A 15,953-nucleotide genomic window follows, 5' to 3' on the forward strand; every position below is an offset into this window, starting at 1 on the left:
CACCGGGAGCCGGGGCGGCTGTGGTTCAGAACGGGGCATCGATGGGGTCGAGAGCTTCCAGCGGTTCCGCGAGGCGGTCGGGAAACGTGGTCAGCAGCACGGTCAGGAGGCGGCCGAGCCGGGAGACATCGGCGGGGTCGAAGCGGTCGCCGCGGTAGGAGAGGCCGGCGCGGAGCCTCCCGCCGTCCTCGCTGAAGGTGACGGTGAGTCCGAACTTCGTGTCGTAGCCGTAGCGTTCGTCGGAGTGCAGCGGGGTCGCCGTCGTCCCGGCGATGGATACCGGGGCGGTGGAGCGGGCGCTCATGTTGAGCATGACCTCGGCGTACGGGGTGGTGTGGGAGCTGCGTGGCGGGGAGAGTCGGGCAACGAGTTCGTCAAGGGGGGCGCGCGGGTGGTCGGCATGCAGCAGGACGGTCTCGCGGGTCGCGGCCAGCAGGTCGCCGAGGGTCTCGCCAGGCCTTCGGGTGGAGCGCAGGATGGCGGTGCCGAGCCGGGGGCCCAGCAGGTCGGCGAAGCTCTCACCGGGGGAATCGGCGACGGGGAAGGCGAAGGTGAGGTCCTGCCGCTGCGTCAGCTGGTGCAGCGCGGCAGCCAGGGAGGCCGCGACGACCATGAACCACGAGGTCCCTCGGGCGCTGCCGAAGGCGCGCAGCCGGGGCAGCAGGTCGTCCGGGAGGTCGAGGACGACCACCCCGTCGGGTCCGGCGGGTGAGAGCGGTTCCAGCGGCAGTTGGGCGGGCGCCCCAGCAAGGCGGGCGGCCCAGAAGTCCACAGCGGCGGCGGCCTCGGCCCGTGCCCCGGGGGACCGTGTCGCGGCGACGAAGTCCCGGTACTGCTGGGCGGGCCGCTCCTGCGGAGGGCCGCCGGCGGCTTCCCTGTGGGCCGCGGCCAGTTCGGCTGCGAGGGTCTGCACCGATCCGCCGTCCAGCACCAGGTGGTGGGCGCAGACCAGCAGGGCCTGGGAGCCCCCTGGCATGGCTGCCAAGGCGAAGCGCACCAGACGGCCGGAGGCCGGGTCGAATCCGGTCCGCACGGCATCCCGCAGCCAGGTCTCCGCGGCCTTGAGGGCGTCCGGCTCGGGCAGCTCGTCGAGGGTGAGGAGTTCGAGCGCGGGGTTCCAGGGCTCGCCGACGCTCTGGACCAGCCGGCCGTCGTCGTCGAGGAACCGGGTGCGCAGGATCTCGTGCCGGGCCACCAGAACCGCCAGGGCGTCCTTCAGGGTGACGGCGGACAGGCGGCCGTGCAGGCGCCAGGCCAGCACGATGTTGTAGAGCGAGCGGCCCGGGTCGAGTCGTTCGGCCAGCCAGATGCGTTCCTGGAAGCCGGAGGCGGGGATCTGTTCGGTGTGCGGGGCGGGTCCGCCGCGGAGCGCCGGTCCGGCGGGTACCGCCCGCTCGTCGACGAGCGCGGCAAGGTCGCCGAGGCGGGGGTGGTCGAAGACGTCCCGCAGGGTGATCACTGTGCCGAGGTCCTCGCGGACCTGGGTGACGAGCATCCCCACCAGCAGTGAGTGACCGCCGAGTTCGAAGAACGACTCCTCGGGGCGGGGCGGGTCGATGCCCAGGACCTGCCCCCAGATCACTGCGAGCGCGCCGAGGCAGGCCGGGGTGTGCACGCCGCGGCCCGGGGGCTGGTCGGTGCCCTCAGGGTCTGCCGCGGCGGGGGCGAGCAGTTCCAGCAGGTTCCCCGGCAACCACCGGGCCCGTGCGGCTGTCCGCCAGGCCGGGCCCTCCGCGGCGGGTAGCGGCAGCCGGACCGGGTTTGGTGCGGTGCAACCGGCAGCGGGGCTCTCCCGTACGGCCAGGGCCGCGGACTCCTGCGAGAGCCATAGCTGGCCGGGGACCCCGGGCGCGGCCGGGTTGCCGTCCTGGTCGGCCACGTAGGCGCACACGCCGCCGGACAATGCACCGACCTGGTCCTCGCCTCCGGGTGCCGGGTCCGCCGTGCGCCAGGCCGGCGGCAGTACGCCGGTGACGCGTGTCCCGGCCGTCGCGTGCCCTGGATGCGGCAGGACGGTGGCCACGTCGCCGATGGGGCGGTGCGGGGTGGTGCAGGCGTCACCGAGCAGCGCGACGTAGTCGTCGGCCAGCGCGGCCAGCAGGGTCGGCCCCAGGGTGCCGCCCGGGTCCTTCAGAAGCAGGGAGAGACCCCCCTTGTCGCCACGGAGCATGAAGGAGGCACGGTAGTCGGCGGTGCTCTCCAGCTGCCGCAACGTCAGCGTGCAGGACGGTCCGCCGGGGGCGGACAGCCGCAGGGCGCGGACGTCGACGCTGGGGTGACGCCCGGCGTCCCACCACTGGAAGACCACCTGGTGGGTGCGGGGGTGGGCGTCGGGGCCGCTGAGTCCCGCGCTGCGCAGGATGGCTGGCAGCGGCAGGTCGCCGTGGGCCGTCAGCGTCCGCAGGTGCGCGGCAAGCCCGGTGATCAGCGAGGCGTGGTCCTCCTTGCGGGTGACGGTGTGCAGAACCGGCAGGACGTTGACGAAGTAGCCCATCGCCTCTCGTGCTGCGGGCCGGCTCCGGCCGTGGAAGGGGACGGAGGCCAGCAGCTGGTCCTGGCCGCTGTAGCGGCGCAGGAGCGCGAAGAAGACGCCGAACATCACGGCGAAGCGGCTGACGCCGAGTTGTGCGGCGAGGGCATCGACCCGTTCGAGGAGGCCGCGGTCCAGCGGGCGGTCCAAGACCTGGTAGCCGGTCGGCTCCAGCGCCGCGGGCAGCTCGAAGGCCGGGGGGACGGCGCCGAGTTCCTGGTGCCAGAACCTCCGGTGCTCCTCGCCCTCCGGCCCCTCGGCCAGGGCCCGAGAGTGGTCGGCGTGGGCCGTGAACACCGCCGTGCCGTCGGGTTTCCCCAGGTCCTCCCCGCGCCAGGCGCGTTCCAGCGCGTCCAGCAGCATGAGGACCGACGCGCCGTCACAGACGAGATGGTGGATGGCGATCAGCAGGACAGTGCCGCCGGGGTGCCGGACGATGTCGGCGCGCAGCAGCGGACCGCGTGTCAGGTCGAAGGGGTGCTGCCAAGCGGCCCGTACAGCCCGGTCCACGCTGCTGGAGGCTGTGTGCTCGCGGATCTCCAGAGGCATGGGCGCCGACAGGTCGAGGTCGGGGGCGCCGTCGCCGGTGTCGTGAACATGCCCGCGCAACAAGGGGTATCGGTCGGCGACCGCCGTCAGCACGGTCCGCAGCCGTCCGGTGTCGAGGTCGCCGTGCACGTCGAAGGCCAGGGGGATGATGTGCGTCCACTGGCCGGGGTCGAGCTGCCAGCCGATCCACATGGCCCGCTGCGTCACGGACAACGGGATCCGGCTGCCGTCGCCTGCCGGCCGGGCTGTGGGCGTGACCTCGTCGGTTGCCATGGAACCCTCCTGTTGAGGTGATGCGCGTCATGGTGACGCCGGACGCCGATCCGCGCGGGGGTAGCCGGTCCCATCGGCAGCGGGCAGGGCGGCCTTGCCGCGACGGGAGGGACACGACGGCTGAAGGGGACGGGGGAACAGTGCGGGGAGCTCCGGTCTGGTGACTCCGGATTGTCGTCGAGTCACCGAATATTGACCGGATTACCTTCTCGGGAAACGCAGAAATAACGAGCACTTTCGCAGGCAAGAAACGTTTGGAAAATGAGGTTGGCGCGGGCAGGGACTGCTTTTCGGATCACTGTAGCTCTTCCTGCATCCCCCCACTAGAGCGCATCTGCTTACGCCGGACACAGGTCTGGATAATTCCTCCTGACTCCCCTTTAGCCAGTCAAGATGGAATTCGAGGGACTTTACGGAGATCATGGCGCAAATTGGCGGCCTGTCTCCGGACGTCGCGAACCAGGACGGGCGGGGGCGTTCACCGTGGTGGACGGCAGTGCCGGGCGGGGCGGCGTCCGGCCGGCGCCCCTCGCGCGGCATGTCCGCCCGGCGGGGAGTGCCGGGCGGTCCGGCTGCGACATGGCATACGCCACGTTTCGACAGTGCTCCACAGGGGGAACCCGCCCGTCAGCAGCAGTGCGGCCCGTACGGCGGGCCATTGCGGAGTCGGTGTCGCGGAGGTCCTGCGGGGTGTTGGGCCGGCGCTCACGGACCCGGTCATCTGTGCCGCGGGAAGCACCGCTGCGGCAGGATCCGGGCACGACGCAGCGGTGTCGGGCGGGCGCATCCCGGCGCGTGGGCGGCCCGCGCCCCGATGCGAGGAACGAGTGGACCGCCGTCCGTTCCGTACCGGATTTGCGGTCCCGGCATGCGCTGCTGCGCACAGGGATATGGAGATCGCAAAGAAAGCAACTAGGGGGTTGACGGGTTCACAGATCCACCTAAGATCACGGAAGAACGCTTCGATATTGATACCGGACCGATGCTTTGAAATCTGTGCGCACGCCGCCTGGAGCAGAGCAGCGATTGTCCGAGATATTCGGTAGCGCAGACGTGTTCTTGCCGCAGAAAGAATCCGAGGGAGCCGTCCGGATGTCTCCGGTTTTACTTTCTTTGCCTGAAATCTTGGCCGAACGAATACGCTGCACCCCGGACGCAACGGCGCTGCGCCTTCAGGCCGGCAGCCTGACCTACCGTGAGCTGGGTGACGATGTCGCCCGGATCGCGACGGACCTGGCCGGACGGGGGGTGCGACCGGGCGACGTCGTCGCCCTCTGGGCTCCCAGGGGAGCCCCTGCGGTGCTCGCCCTGTTGGGAATCCTGGCGGCGGGCGCCGCCTACCTGCCACTGGATCCGGCCGAGCCCGCCGCCCGCGTCGGCGATCTCTGCGCCGACAGCGGCGTGCGGCTGGCCGTGGCCGACACGGCCGTCGGCCCGCCCGAGATGCCCGGAAACGTCACCGTGGTGTCCCTGGCGGAACTCGCAACGTCTCCCGCGACCCCCTGGCGGCCGCAGGGCCCGGTCTCTCCGGAAGCCCCCGCGTACGTGATGTGCACCTCCGGCACCACGGGCCGCCCCAAGGCCGTCTCCGTGCCCCACGGTGGCGTGGTACGCCTGGTACGCGACCAGTGGTACGCCCGCTTCGGCCCCGACACCAGGATGCTGCTGCACTCCCCGTTGTCCTTCGACGCCTCGGTCTTCGAGATCTTCGCCCCGCTGCTCAACGGCGGCGAACTCGTGATCGCCCCGCCGGGCCGGCTCTCCCCGGCGGACCTGGGCGGGGTGCTGCACCGGCACGCGGTCAATACGCTCTACCTCACCGCTTCGCTGTTGCGGCTCGTGGTGGACGAGGAACCCACGGCCCTCGACGGCCTGCGGCTGCTGTTCACCGGCGGTGAGGTCGCCTCCGCCGAGCACCTGGAACGGCTGCGCCGCAAGCTCCCGAACCGCCGACTGGTCAACCTCTACGGCCCCACCGAAAACACGGTGTCCAGCACCATGTACCCGGTGCCGCCGCACACGCCGGTAACCTCCCCCGTGCCCATCGGAAGGCCGGTGGACGGCGCCGAGGTGCACGTCGTGGGCGAGGACGGCCGGCCTGTGCCCGACGGCGTGACAGGTGAACTCTGGCTCGGTGGTGCCGGTCTGGCCCACGGCTACCTGGGCGCCGCCGGACCGGCCGCGGCGCGGTTCGTCCCGCACATCGACGGTGTGCCGGGCCACCGTCTCTATCGCAGTGGGGACCTCGGCCACCGACGTGCCGACGGCAACCTGGTGTTCGAGGGGCGGATCGACGACCAGCTCAAGATCGAGGGGCACCGGATCGAGCCCGGCGAGATCGAACACATGCTGCGCCGCCATCCCGCGGTGTCGGACGCCTTCGTCCACGCGCAGCACGTCCCGAGCGCGGAGAGGCGGCTCGTCGCCCATCTTGTCCCGCGCGCCACCGGCCTCGACCCGCGGGTGGTCCGCGAGTTCCTCTGCCGCCGGCTCCCGGCGTACCTGGTGCCCCATCAGTACGTTGTCGTGGACCGGCTGCCTCTCAAGGAAAACGGCAAGGTGGACCGCGACCGGCTGCCGCTCCCCGAGGAAGCGAGTGCCCGGAGCCCCGCGACGGCGCCGCGGCCGCTGTCGCCCACGGAACGCCGGGTGGCCGCGATCTGGTGCGAGGTGCTCCGGGTGGACGCCGTCGGCCCCGAGGACGACTTCTTCGCCAAGGGCGGCACGTCGATCGGCGCTTCCCGGGTGGTTGCCAGGATCCGTACCGGTCTCGGGGTGGAACTGCCGCTGGCCGTCATCTTCGACACGCCGTCGCTGGCCGAGGTCGCCCGCGCCGTCGACGCGGTGGAGGCCGCGTCCGCCGCTCCGACGCCCCGGACGGCCCCCGCCGCACCCCGGCCCGAGTCCGGGTTCACCGTCGCGCTCTCCGCGCAGCAGCGCGCCCGGCTGGCTGCCAACCGCGCGGCGGGCGACGGACGCACGCAGCCCGTCGTCCTCGTCCACCACCTCCGCGGCCGGCTCGACGTGTCCGCGCTGCGCTCGGCGCTCCACGCCCTGGTGGCCCGGCACGACGTCCTCGCCACGCGCTATCCCGACGGCTCCGAACCAGTCGGCGAGGTCGCCGCTGCCGGAGGCCGCCGTTGGCCCTTGGAGGTGCGGGCGCGGCCGCAGTTACGGTCCGGGGACGCCGCCGCGCTGCGCGAGCAGCACGACTTCGGCCGCCGCCCGTTCGACCTTGCCACGGGCCCGGTAGTGCGCGCCCTGCTGACCACCAACGGCGACCGGGAACACCTGCTCGGCCTCGCCGTCGACCACATCTCCTTCGACGAGCTGTCCGCTGACCTCCTCCTCGGCGAACTGTCCGCGCTCTACCGCGAGGCCGCGGGCGGCGCGCCCGCCGGGCTTGGTCCCGTCACGCAGTACCAGACCTACGCCCTCTTGACGGCCGAACGGCACAGCGGTTCCTCCGGGCGAGCCGCCGTCGGGCGGGCCGTGGACGAGCTGCGCACCGGGGGCTTCCGCCCTCCGCTGCCGCTCCCCGCCCACCAGGGGTACGACGCCCGGGCGGCAGGTCCGACCAGGACCGTGGAACGCGACCTGCCCGCCGTCCCCGCGGACCGGCTCGCTGGTGGCATCACACCCGGCTGCATCCATCTGAGCGCCGTGGCCGCCGCGGTCTCTCGCTTCGCCGCGAAGGAACAATTCGGCTTCCAGGTCTCACAGTCCGGCCGCCATCTGCCCGGCACGGACACGACCGTGGGCTGCCTCACCGAACTCGCCTTCGTCCACTTCGAAAGGGCGGACTGCGCGGACTTCACACGGCTGTGCGAGGGCACACGCCGGCAACTCGTGCGGCTCGCCACCGACCCGCCGCCGTTCGCCGCAGCGCTGGCCCGGCTGCGCGCGGACGGCCACGGCGGCGAGGTGGAACGCCTGCGCCACCGGCCCTACCTGCTGTTCCACCACCGCCAGGAGACACACGTGCCGCTCTTCGCCCCCGGCCTGGACCTGATCCCGCTGAGGCCGCCCGCCTCTCGCAAAGGCTTGCGCCGCGACCCCGCCCTGTCAGTCACCACGCACTCGGGTCCTGGTGGCGGAAGAATCGCCGTCGAGTACGCCGAAGCCGGCTACCCGCCGGAGTTCGCCGCCGCTCTCGCGGACGCCGCAGCCGACGCGCTGAGCCGTTTCGTGGCCCGGGCAGGCGCCCTGTGAGCACGGCACGCGTCAAAGTCCCCGTCCGGCTCCTCCAGCGGGCCGCCCTGGTGACCGTGGTCGGGTACACGGCTGCCGGGGTGTGCAACATCGTCCGCTCGGCACGCTGGAAGAGCCGGGCGAGGGCCGGCTTCACCGCGCAGCGCACCAAGCCCGGCAATGCCTACTTCTACCTCCTCGTGCCGGCGCTGCGCGAGCAGAACGTCATCGAGGACACCCTCACCCACCTGCGCCGTCTCGACCACCCGGCGGACCGGTTCGAGATCCTCGTGGCGGTCGACGCCAAGGAGTCCGGCGAACGCACCACGGCCCAGGTGGTCGAGGAATACAGTGAGCGCCACCCCGGCGGCGTGCCCGTCACCGTCATCTCGCACATCGGTCCCGAACAGCGCCGCAGCTTACAGCTGAACACGGCCCTCGACCACGTGCTGGAACGTGTGGCGCAGCGGCCGCCGCACGGACGGGTGGTGGTCGGCGTGTACGACGCCGACTCCCGGCCGGAGCCGGAGACGCTGGCCTACATCGACGACCATCTGCGCCGCCGACCCGGTGCGATGGCCTTCCAGCAGACCGTCACCTACCTGGCCAACCACGACGCACTCGCCGGACACGGCTTGGCGCACGCGAACGCGGTGTACCAGAGCGTGTGGAACTACGCCTTCGAGATTCCGCGGTTGCTGGCCTCCAGAGACCGAACGGCTGCCGGCCGGACCCTGCCCTTCCCCCCTTACTGCATGGGCCACGGGGAGTTCTTCGACCTGCAGGCGCTGACCCGGCTGGGCGGATTCCCGCGGACCGGGCCATGCGACGGCATCCAGATCGGCTTCGCCCTCTCCCGCGCGGGTATCGCCGTCCATCCGGTGCCGTTCGACGACTCGTGCCAGTCTCCTACCTCCCCGGCGGAGATGGTGCGCCAGCACACCTTCTGGTTCTCGGGGAACCTCCAGTTCTTCCGCTGGTACTCACCCCGTTCCCTGAACCGCGGGACCGCTCTGCCGCTGCTCACCCACACCATGCTGGCGGCCAAGTGGCTGGCGCGTCCCGCGGTCTTCCTGCTCGCCATGTCCGGCGCCTACCGGGCGTACGGGCGGCGCGGCCCGCTGCTGCTGGCCGCCGCGGCGTACTCGTACTACGGGATCGGCGTGGCGGCGCTGCGCCGGACCACCGGCCCCACGACCGGCGCGGCAACGCGGGGGACGCGCGGACGGATCCCGCTCGCGGTTGCCTTCAAGTCCCTCGGGGCTGCTGGCGCCGTGGGCCTGATGCTGCGCGGCAGGTCGACGTTCAACAAGGTCGAACGCTAGAGAGGACATGAGAAATTGGATGAGACCTGGGTGTCGGAATTCCTCGCGCACGAGGAGATGGAGCCGAACCGCACCGGACACGCGACCCTTCCGGCCGGTCCGCCCGGATGGGGCGGGCGCGAGGCGTCGGAGGATGTCCGGGCCGAGCACCGCGGGCGGCTCGGACTCGGCTGGCTCTATTACGGCCTGTCCCGTGCGCTCGAACCGCGCACCGTACTCAGCATCGGCTCCGGTCGCGGTTTCGTGCCGATCCTGCTCGCCAAGGCACAGCGCGACCGTGACGCGGACCCCATCACCTTCGTCGACCCCTCCTTCGACGACGACTTCTGGACCGACCGGGAGAAGGTGCGCAAGTGGTATGCCTCGTTCGGGGTGGAGGACCACATCGTTCACCACCTGATGACGACCGAGGAGTTCTCCGCCACTGAGGCATGCGCCCAACTCCCGCCCATCGACCTGCTGTTCATCGACGGCGGCCACTTCTACGAACCGGTGGAGACCGACTTCCGCCTGATGTCCCCGCGCCTGGCGCCCGGCGGCACGATGATCTTCCACGACACGGTCAGCCGCAGTGCGAACCCCAAATGGTCCGGTCCGCGCCGACTGCTGCTGGAAATGGCCGAGCGAGAACCGGACCGCTGGCAGATGCTGGACCTGCCGTTCGGGGCCGGGGTGACGGTGGTCCGCGAACGCGCCGAGCAGTCCCTGCCCGGCTACCTGGCGGGGCTGACCGAGCGGTGGCCCCACCCGGACTCGACGGACTTCTGAGGGGGCTCCGTGATGATGACGACACAGCAAGAACTCGCCGGACACATCGAGGCCCGCATCCGCGACAACTTGGCGGGCCTGGTGGAGAGCAAGGAGTGGAACATCTACAGGGGGCGGTTCGTGAACGCTGTGGAGGCCCGCGCCGCGGAGCTCATCGGCGTGCCCTGCCTGACCACCAACGCGGGCACCTCCGCGATCGAACTCGGTCTGCGTGCCCACGGGATCGGACCGGGTGACGACGTCGTGATCCCCAGTTCCACCTTCGTGGCAACCGCCCAGGCCGTGCTGCTCACCGGTGCCCGCCCGGTGCTGTGCGACGTGAACGACACCACGTACAACCCGGAACCGGAGCACGTGGAGGCGGTGCTGACCCCGGCCACCCGGGCGGTGGTCTTCGTGCACGCCTTCGGCAACCCATCGGGCGCCGGGCGGGTTGCGGCCTTCTGCGCCGAGCGGGGGCTGCTGCTGCTGGAGGACGCCGCGCAGGCGTTCGGCGGCCGACTCGGCGACCGGGCCATCGGCTCACTCGGCGACGGGGCGGCCTTCAGCTTCAACGCCTCCAAGCCCCTCAGCTGCGGTGATGGCGGGATGTTCGCTGCCATCGACCCGCAGGTCCACGCGCGGGCGAAAGCCATCAGGCACGCCGGGCTCCAGGAGGGGCCCGACGGGCGCTTCCTGGCCCACGAGATCGGCGGCAAGCTGCTGATGACCGAGTTCCAGGCGGCCGTCCTGGCACCGCAGATGGACCTGTTCGAGGAGCTGGTACGGGTACGGACCGACACCGCGCTGGCCTTGCGTGAGACGCTGCCGGCAGTGTCCCCGCACGCCCAACTCCAGCACGTCGACGACGACGCGGTCAGTGCCTGGCAGCGGATCGCCATCACTCTGGACACGCCCGCCAGGGCCGAGGAGGTACTCGTTGCCCACCCCTGGACGGAGCGGTTCTACATCGCCGCGCTGGTGGACGAGCCCGTGGTGGCCCGGCACGCGGTCGTCACCGAGGACATTGCCGAGCGCTGCCGGAACCTGTGGGGACGTCTGGTCGGGGTGACGCTTCAGCCGTTCCACGACTTCGGCGACGTCGTGGCCGCCGCCCGCCTGGTAAAGGCCGGCCATGTCTGAGCCGGCGCCGGCGGCGGGGCTGGACGCACCGGGGTGGGCGGCCGACTCGACGCTGCTGATCACCGGCGGTGGAAAGGGCATCGGCGCGGCAGTCTGCCAGGCCTTCGTCCGGGCGGGCGGCGAGGTGATCAGCCTGGGGCGCTCACCCGCCCGGGGCCCCAGGATCCGCAGCCACCGCGTGGAGCTCGGCGACGCCGCCGCCCTCGACGGCGTGCTCGCCACGCTGGTGGACAGCGGCGCACCGGTCCGCTACCTGGTCAACAACGCCTCGCTGCGGGAGCCCCGACCACTGGCGGAGGCGGACCGTGATCACTGGCGCCAGACCTTCGAGGTGAACCTCTTCGCGCCCATGGAGATCTGCCGGAGCATCGCGCCCCGTCTGCCCTCCGGCGGTGCGGTCGTCAACATCACCTCCGGCGCCGCCCGCCACCTCAGCCGCGGCACCGCCGCCTACGCCGCGTCGCAGGCCGCGCTGGAGGCGGCATCCACCGTACTGGCACGGGACCTTGCCGGGAGCGGCGTCCGGGTCAACACCGTGGCACCCGGGCCGACCCGGACCCCCGGGCTGAGCCGCGCGGTGCGTGCGGGACAGTCCCTGGACGAGGAGCGGCTGTCGGGACGGATCCCGCTCGGCCGGATCGGGGATGCCGACGAGATCGCCGCAGCCGTGATGTTTCTGCTGTCCCCCGCCTCCGGGTTCGTCACCGGCCAGGTCCTACCGGCAAATGGAGGTCTCTGATGCCCACGATCGCCCTGCGCGCCCGCCGGGACGGCCCACCGCCGCAGACACCCCTGACCGCGGCGGCCGACACAGCCTTCTCCGGCAGGTTGGAACACTGGCGGCAATGCGCGCGGGAGGACTGGCGCGCACTGGGCGATCCGGGGAGCCCGCCGTCCACGCTGCCCGGCTACCTGCTGGACCGGTACGCGTTCCGCGCATTCATGCGGGCCACGACCGGCGTGCGCGTCGCGGACCGCTTCTCCCGCCCCCGGGGACCGCAGGCCGAACGCTGGGAGGAGACGACACGCTCCCGGCTGCGCGGCGCCCCGAGCGTGGGGCTCGCACCGGTGAAGCTGACGGACACCGTCCCCGACACGCCCCTGCTGCGTGGCCTACTGGCCCGCTGGCGCGGGTATCTCTCCGGGCTCGGGATCAACTGCGACCCGGCGCTCTTCCTGCCGCCACGTCCCGGTCTGACATGGCTGGGGATGTACCGCACCTCCGTCCTCCACCCCTTCTACCCGCCGGCGCTCCTCGGCCCGTCGTTCGTGGAACGCGTCAGCGAACGGCAGCGCGGAGAGTTGCTCGCCCGGCACGGCCACACCGGCATCATGAGCCTCTACACCTTCCTGTTGGAGTCCCACGAGGACACCCACCGCGCCCAGCACGGTGAACCCCTGCTGTGCGAGTACGTGCTGGCGATGCTGTGGTGCCGCTTCCTCGACGAGAACGACCAGTGGTACTGGGAGCGCAACGACGAGACCGGGATCTCGCTCAACGTCGAGGAGCCGTACCTGCGCCGGGTGCACCTGCCGGACGAGGCGCTGCGCGACCTGTTCCACGACACGGCGAGCGGCGCCGCCACGCTGCCGGGGCCTGCCGCGTACGACGAACTGTGCCTGGCCGGGTGGCTGTTCGACACCCGGGCCATCGTCTACCGCGACTACCTCGAACTGGTGACGCTGCGCCTGACCGGTCGGGGGCTGCACGACAGGCTGGCCTCCCTGGTGACCACGCTCGACGCCCGTCTCGCGCAGCGCCCCGCCCCCGTCCCGCAGGTCAAGGAGCTCCGTTGACGCCCACCGACCCGGCAGTCCGGCCCGGCACGGCTTACCTGTCGCTCCAGAACCCGTGCAACGCGAGCTGTCCGATGTGCCTGAGCTGGCGCGACGACAGCGCTTTGCCCTTGGCGAAGATACTCGCCACCGTGCGCATCCTGGCCGAACAGGGTTGGCAGCGGCTGATCTTCACCGGCGGGGAGTTCGTCACCTACCCGGGCTTCGCCGAGCTGCTGTCCCTCACCGGAGAACTCGGTCTCGACTACGGCTTCATCACCAACGGGACCGTCCTGGACCCATCCCATGACGACCTCCTGGACTCTCCCCGTCTGACCAAGGTCGTCCTGTCGCGGGACTTCGCCGACCCCCGGCGGCACGCCGACTGGCGCAAGTTGCCGCTCTTCCCCGACGACGTCATCACTGACGTCTTCGCCCGGCTGTCCGGCCGCGGGGTCTTCTGCCAGGTCAACACCGTGCTCATGCCGTTCAACGCCGACGTGCTGACGGACTTTCCCGGGCTGCCATTCTGGCCGAGCATCCATCTGTGGCACCTGATCCCGGTCAAGGGCGCGATGGCCAGGGGGTGGACGGCCGAAGGACGCCGGCGGTTCGCGGTCACCACCGCGGCCCTGGAACACCGGTCCGGCCCCGGTCCGGCCCTGGTCGGCCCGCTGCCGTCCGGCTTCGCCGAACTCCCGCTGCCGGACATCCGCGGCTCCCGCCCCACCGAGGCCACCGTCCGGGGCCGCTCCTGCGCGGTGGAACGGTCCCAGCTCTACATCGACGCCTCCGGGCACGTGCTGCCCTGCAACTCGATCGCCTGGGAGGAACGCCGCTCCATCGGCTTCGGCGACCTCAACGTTGATCCGCCGGAGGTCGTCCTCGACCGCCGCCGCCGCGCCCTGGAGATCGACCACAACAGCGACCGGCGCGGCTGCCACGCCTGCGATCCGCTCAACTTCGCCATGAACACCGCCATGTTGCCGGGGTAACGCCGTCGGCGGCCCGTGACGCGGCTCCTGCGGCTCGCCACCACGCCGTGCAGAATGACGGACGCCATGCCCCGCCCGGCCGGGGCGCGGGTATCGGGGGCGTCAGGCCGACGACAGCGGGCGCCGCATTCCTTCTCACCCGGTCCCGCGTCCACCATGGCAGTCGGGGTGAGGGCAAGGCGAGCCGGTTCCTCTTCGACGGCACAGAGAGCCAGGGACATGGAAGTCCGCTGCCTTTGCGACGCCGATCGCGTCGATGATCTCGGAGCCGACGACCAGCTGATTGCCCGTCACCCTTCATTCCTTCCCCGCAACATCACAAGCGACTTGGAGCATGTCACGCATCCTTCGCCGCGAGCTCGGCAATGCGGTGGCGGACGCAGACGGACCGCGAGCCGGACCTCCACCGGCCCGCAGCTGTCGCTGAGCCCCGGGCTTATGCCGTCCTGGTACTCCAGTGGTACTTCACCATTTCCGCTGGTCAGAGACGTTCTTTCGAGCTAACGGGCTGACGGTCCCTCAGTGGCCGGTTCCGGGAAGCCGCTTCAGGCGCGGGTGCGTCTGCGGTAGTGGCAGGCTCGGGCGATGGCCTGGTGGCGTCTGCGCCAGCGTGACCAGCTCCATGCGAAGAAGCCAGGGTGCGCCGACTGGGGCCGAGAGCTGCCGGCAGGCGCCGGACCTCAGCCACGGTGAGCGGGGCCAGGTCGGCTGTGTCGTTTCGCGGCGGCTCAAGGCCGCGGCGGACACGGTCCGTACCCGCCGCGGCAGCGCAGCTTTCTCTTGATCGATCACGGGAGACTGCACTGGAATCCCTGCCCTTCAGGGCAGTTCACCGCGGCGTGTCCGGGGAGGCCCCGGCCTTCCGGGTCGTGCCCAGTGGTGTCTCCCGCAGCAGCAGGACGGCGAGCAGGGTGATCAGTGCGAAGGGGACACAGACGGCGAAGACGTCGCCGAGGGCACGACCGTAGACGGTCTGCACAACGTCCACAGCCGCAGGTGGCAAGGTACGGAGGTCGGGTACCCGGTCCTGGTGGGCAGCGGTCGCCAGGGCATCCAGCCGGGCGGACAGGACTGCCCCCAGAGCCGTGACGCCGAACACCCCTCCGATGCTCCGGGCGAGCGTCACCAGTGAGGTGACCGCTCCCAACTCGCCGGGTGGTGCCGTGTTCTGGGCGATCACCACCAGGTGCTGGGAGGTCGCGCCGACTCCGGCGCCGCCCAGGAACAAGTAGGCGCACACCAGTGGCAGGGGAGTGTCCGCGCGTACCGTCCCCATCAGCGAGAAGCTCAGCACGAGCAGTACCCCGCCGAGCAGCAGCCGGTGTTTCCAGCGCCCGTCCGCGCTGATCAGCCGCCCGGTGATCGTGACGGACAGCAGCAGGCCACCCGCCATCGGCAGGGTCAGCAGTCCGGAGACCGTCGGTGACTGGCCCCTGGCGAGCTGGAAGTACTGGCCCAGCAGCGCCGGGGAGGCGAACAGCGCGGGTCCCACCGCGAACCCCGCGACTGCGCACAGCACGACGGTGCGGTCACGGAACAGATACGGCGGTACGACGGGGTCCGCGGCTCTGGACTCCGCCCGCAGGAACAGACCGACAAGGACGGCGACGGCGCACACCAAGGAAGCGGCGCACACCCATGCGGTGGTGCCGCGGGCGAGGAACGGGCCTCCGGCCCCGAGCACGGTGACGCCGCCCAGCAGCACTCCGACAGCCCCCGTGAGCAGGACCGCGCCCGTGAGGTCCGGGGATGCGCGGCGTACCTCCGGCTTCGTGGGCGGCTGCGTCAGGAACCGGTGAAGACAGAGAGCGGCGGCTGCGGCCAGGGGCGCCCCGAGATGGAAGCACCATCGCCACCCCAGCCAGGGGGTGTCGGCCACGACGCCGCCAAGCAGCGGTCCGCACACCGTTCCTGCGGTCATGACCACCGCGATCCGGGCGTGGTGACGGCCGCGTTCGCGAGGCGGGACCAGAGCCGCCAACAGCGCCTGGGTGAGCGCGGTGATCCCGCCCGCACCCAGACCCTGGACCGCCCGCCCCGTGATCAACGCGCCGACGGAGCCGGCCAGGCCGGCGAGCACGGAGCCGAGAGCGAAGAGGCCGAGTGCGAGCTGGATGAGCGTCTTCCGGTCCGCCCGGTCGGCGAGTTTCCCCCACAGCGGGAGGCTCACGGTGGAGGCCACCATCGTCGCCGCGACCACCCAGGTGTACGCGGTCTGACTGCCGCGCAGATCCGCGACGACACGAGGCAGGGCGGTGGTGACCACCGTCCCGGACAGCAGGCCGGCGAACAGCCCGAGCAGCAGGCTCCGGAAGGCGAGTTCGGTCTCACGGGGGTCCATCGGCGACCGGCCCGGCCGGGGCATGCGCGTCCTTTCCGGCCCTTCCGCGGACGCCGCGGCGAGCGGGGCGCGGAAATTCCGAA

General features: G+C 71.5%; 9 protein-coding genes. 7 read left to right on the forward strand and 2 right to left on the reverse strand.

Features of this window, described 5'->3' with window-relative positions:
• Nucleotides 1-25: 25 nt before the first annotated feature.
• Nucleotides 26-3,352 carry a condensation domain-containing protein gene (locus tag ACWGIG_RS09465; protein WP_453320950.1) on the reverse strand — a complete coding sequence of 1,109 codons (3,327 nt, stop codon included), beginning with the start codon at nt 3,350-3,352 and terminating at the stop codon, nt 26-28.
• 1,125 nt (nt 3,353-4,477) lie between these two features.
• Between ACWGIG_RS09465 and ACWGIG_RS09470 the strand changes: the two genes are divergently transcribed.
• Genes ACWGIG_RS09470 through ACWGIG_RS09500 form a run of 7 tightly spaced genes read left to right on the forward strand, consistent with a single transcriptional unit; the run spans nt 4,478 to nt 13,529 of the window.
• Nucleotides 4,478-7,564: an amino acid adenylation domain-containing protein gene (locus ACWGIG_RS09470; RefSeq protein WP_453320951.1), complete on the forward strand. Its 3,087-nt coding sequence runs from the start codon at nt 4,478-4,480 to the stop codon at nt 7,562-7,564.
• Nucleotides 7,561-8,868, forward strand: a complete 1,308-nt coding sequence (locus tag ACWGIG_RS09475) for a glycosyltransferase (RefSeq protein ID WP_453320952.1) — start codon at nt 7,561-7,563, stop codon at nt 8,866-8,868. The genes ACWGIG_RS09470 and ACWGIG_RS09475 overlap by 4 nt, the downstream gene beginning before the upstream one ends.
• A gap of 15 nt (nt 8,869-8,883) precedes the next feature.
• Nucleotides 8,884-9,636 carry a class I SAM-dependent methyltransferase gene (locus ACWGIG_RS09480; RefSeq protein WP_453320953.1) on the forward strand — a complete coding sequence of 251 codons (753 nt, stop codon included), beginning with the start codon at nt 8,884-8,886 and terminating at the stop codon, nt 9,634-9,636.
• A 15-nt stretch (nt 9,637-9,651) separates the two neighbouring features.
• Nucleotides 9,652-10,758 carry a DegT/DnrJ/EryC1/StrS family aminotransferase gene (locus tag ACWGIG_RS09485; protein ID WP_453320954.1) on the forward strand — a complete coding sequence of 369 codons (1,107 nt, stop codon included), beginning with the start codon at nt 9,652-9,654 and terminating at the stop codon, nt 10,756-10,758.
• Entirely contained in the window at nt 10,751-11,497 is a 747-nt protein-coding gene (locus ACWGIG_RS09490) for an SDR family NAD(P)-dependent oxidoreductase (RefSeq protein WP_453320955.1), read from the forward strand. Before ACWGIG_RS09485 ends, ACWGIG_RS09490 begins: the two co-directional genes overlap by 8 nt.
• Nucleotides 11,497-12,555 (forward strand): hypothetical protein, encoded by a 1,059-nt coding sequence (locus tag ACWGIG_RS09495; protein ID WP_453320956.1) that lies wholly within the window; start codon nt 11,497-11,499, stop codon nt 12,553-12,555. Before ACWGIG_RS09490 ends, ACWGIG_RS09495 begins: the two co-directional genes overlap by 1 nt.
• Nucleotides 12,552-13,529 carry a radical SAM protein gene (locus ACWGIG_RS09500; protein WP_453320957.1) on the forward strand — a complete coding sequence of 326 codons (978 nt, stop codon included), beginning with the start codon at nt 12,552-12,554 and terminating at the stop codon, nt 13,527-13,529. Before ACWGIG_RS09495 ends, ACWGIG_RS09500 begins: the two co-directional genes overlap by 4 nt.
• Before the next feature lie 829 nt (nt 13,530-14,358).
• Here ACWGIG_RS09500 and ACWGIG_RS09505 read toward each other — a convergent pair.
• Complete coding sequence (locus tag ACWGIG_RS09505; RefSeq protein WP_453320958.1) at nt 14,359-15,894, reverse strand: MFS transporter; 1,536 nt, start codon at nt 15,892-15,894, stop codon at nt 14,359-14,361.
• Nucleotides 15,895-15,953 lie beyond the last annotated feature (59 nt).

Source organism: Streptomyces sp. NPDC054863, assembly GCF_053610825.1.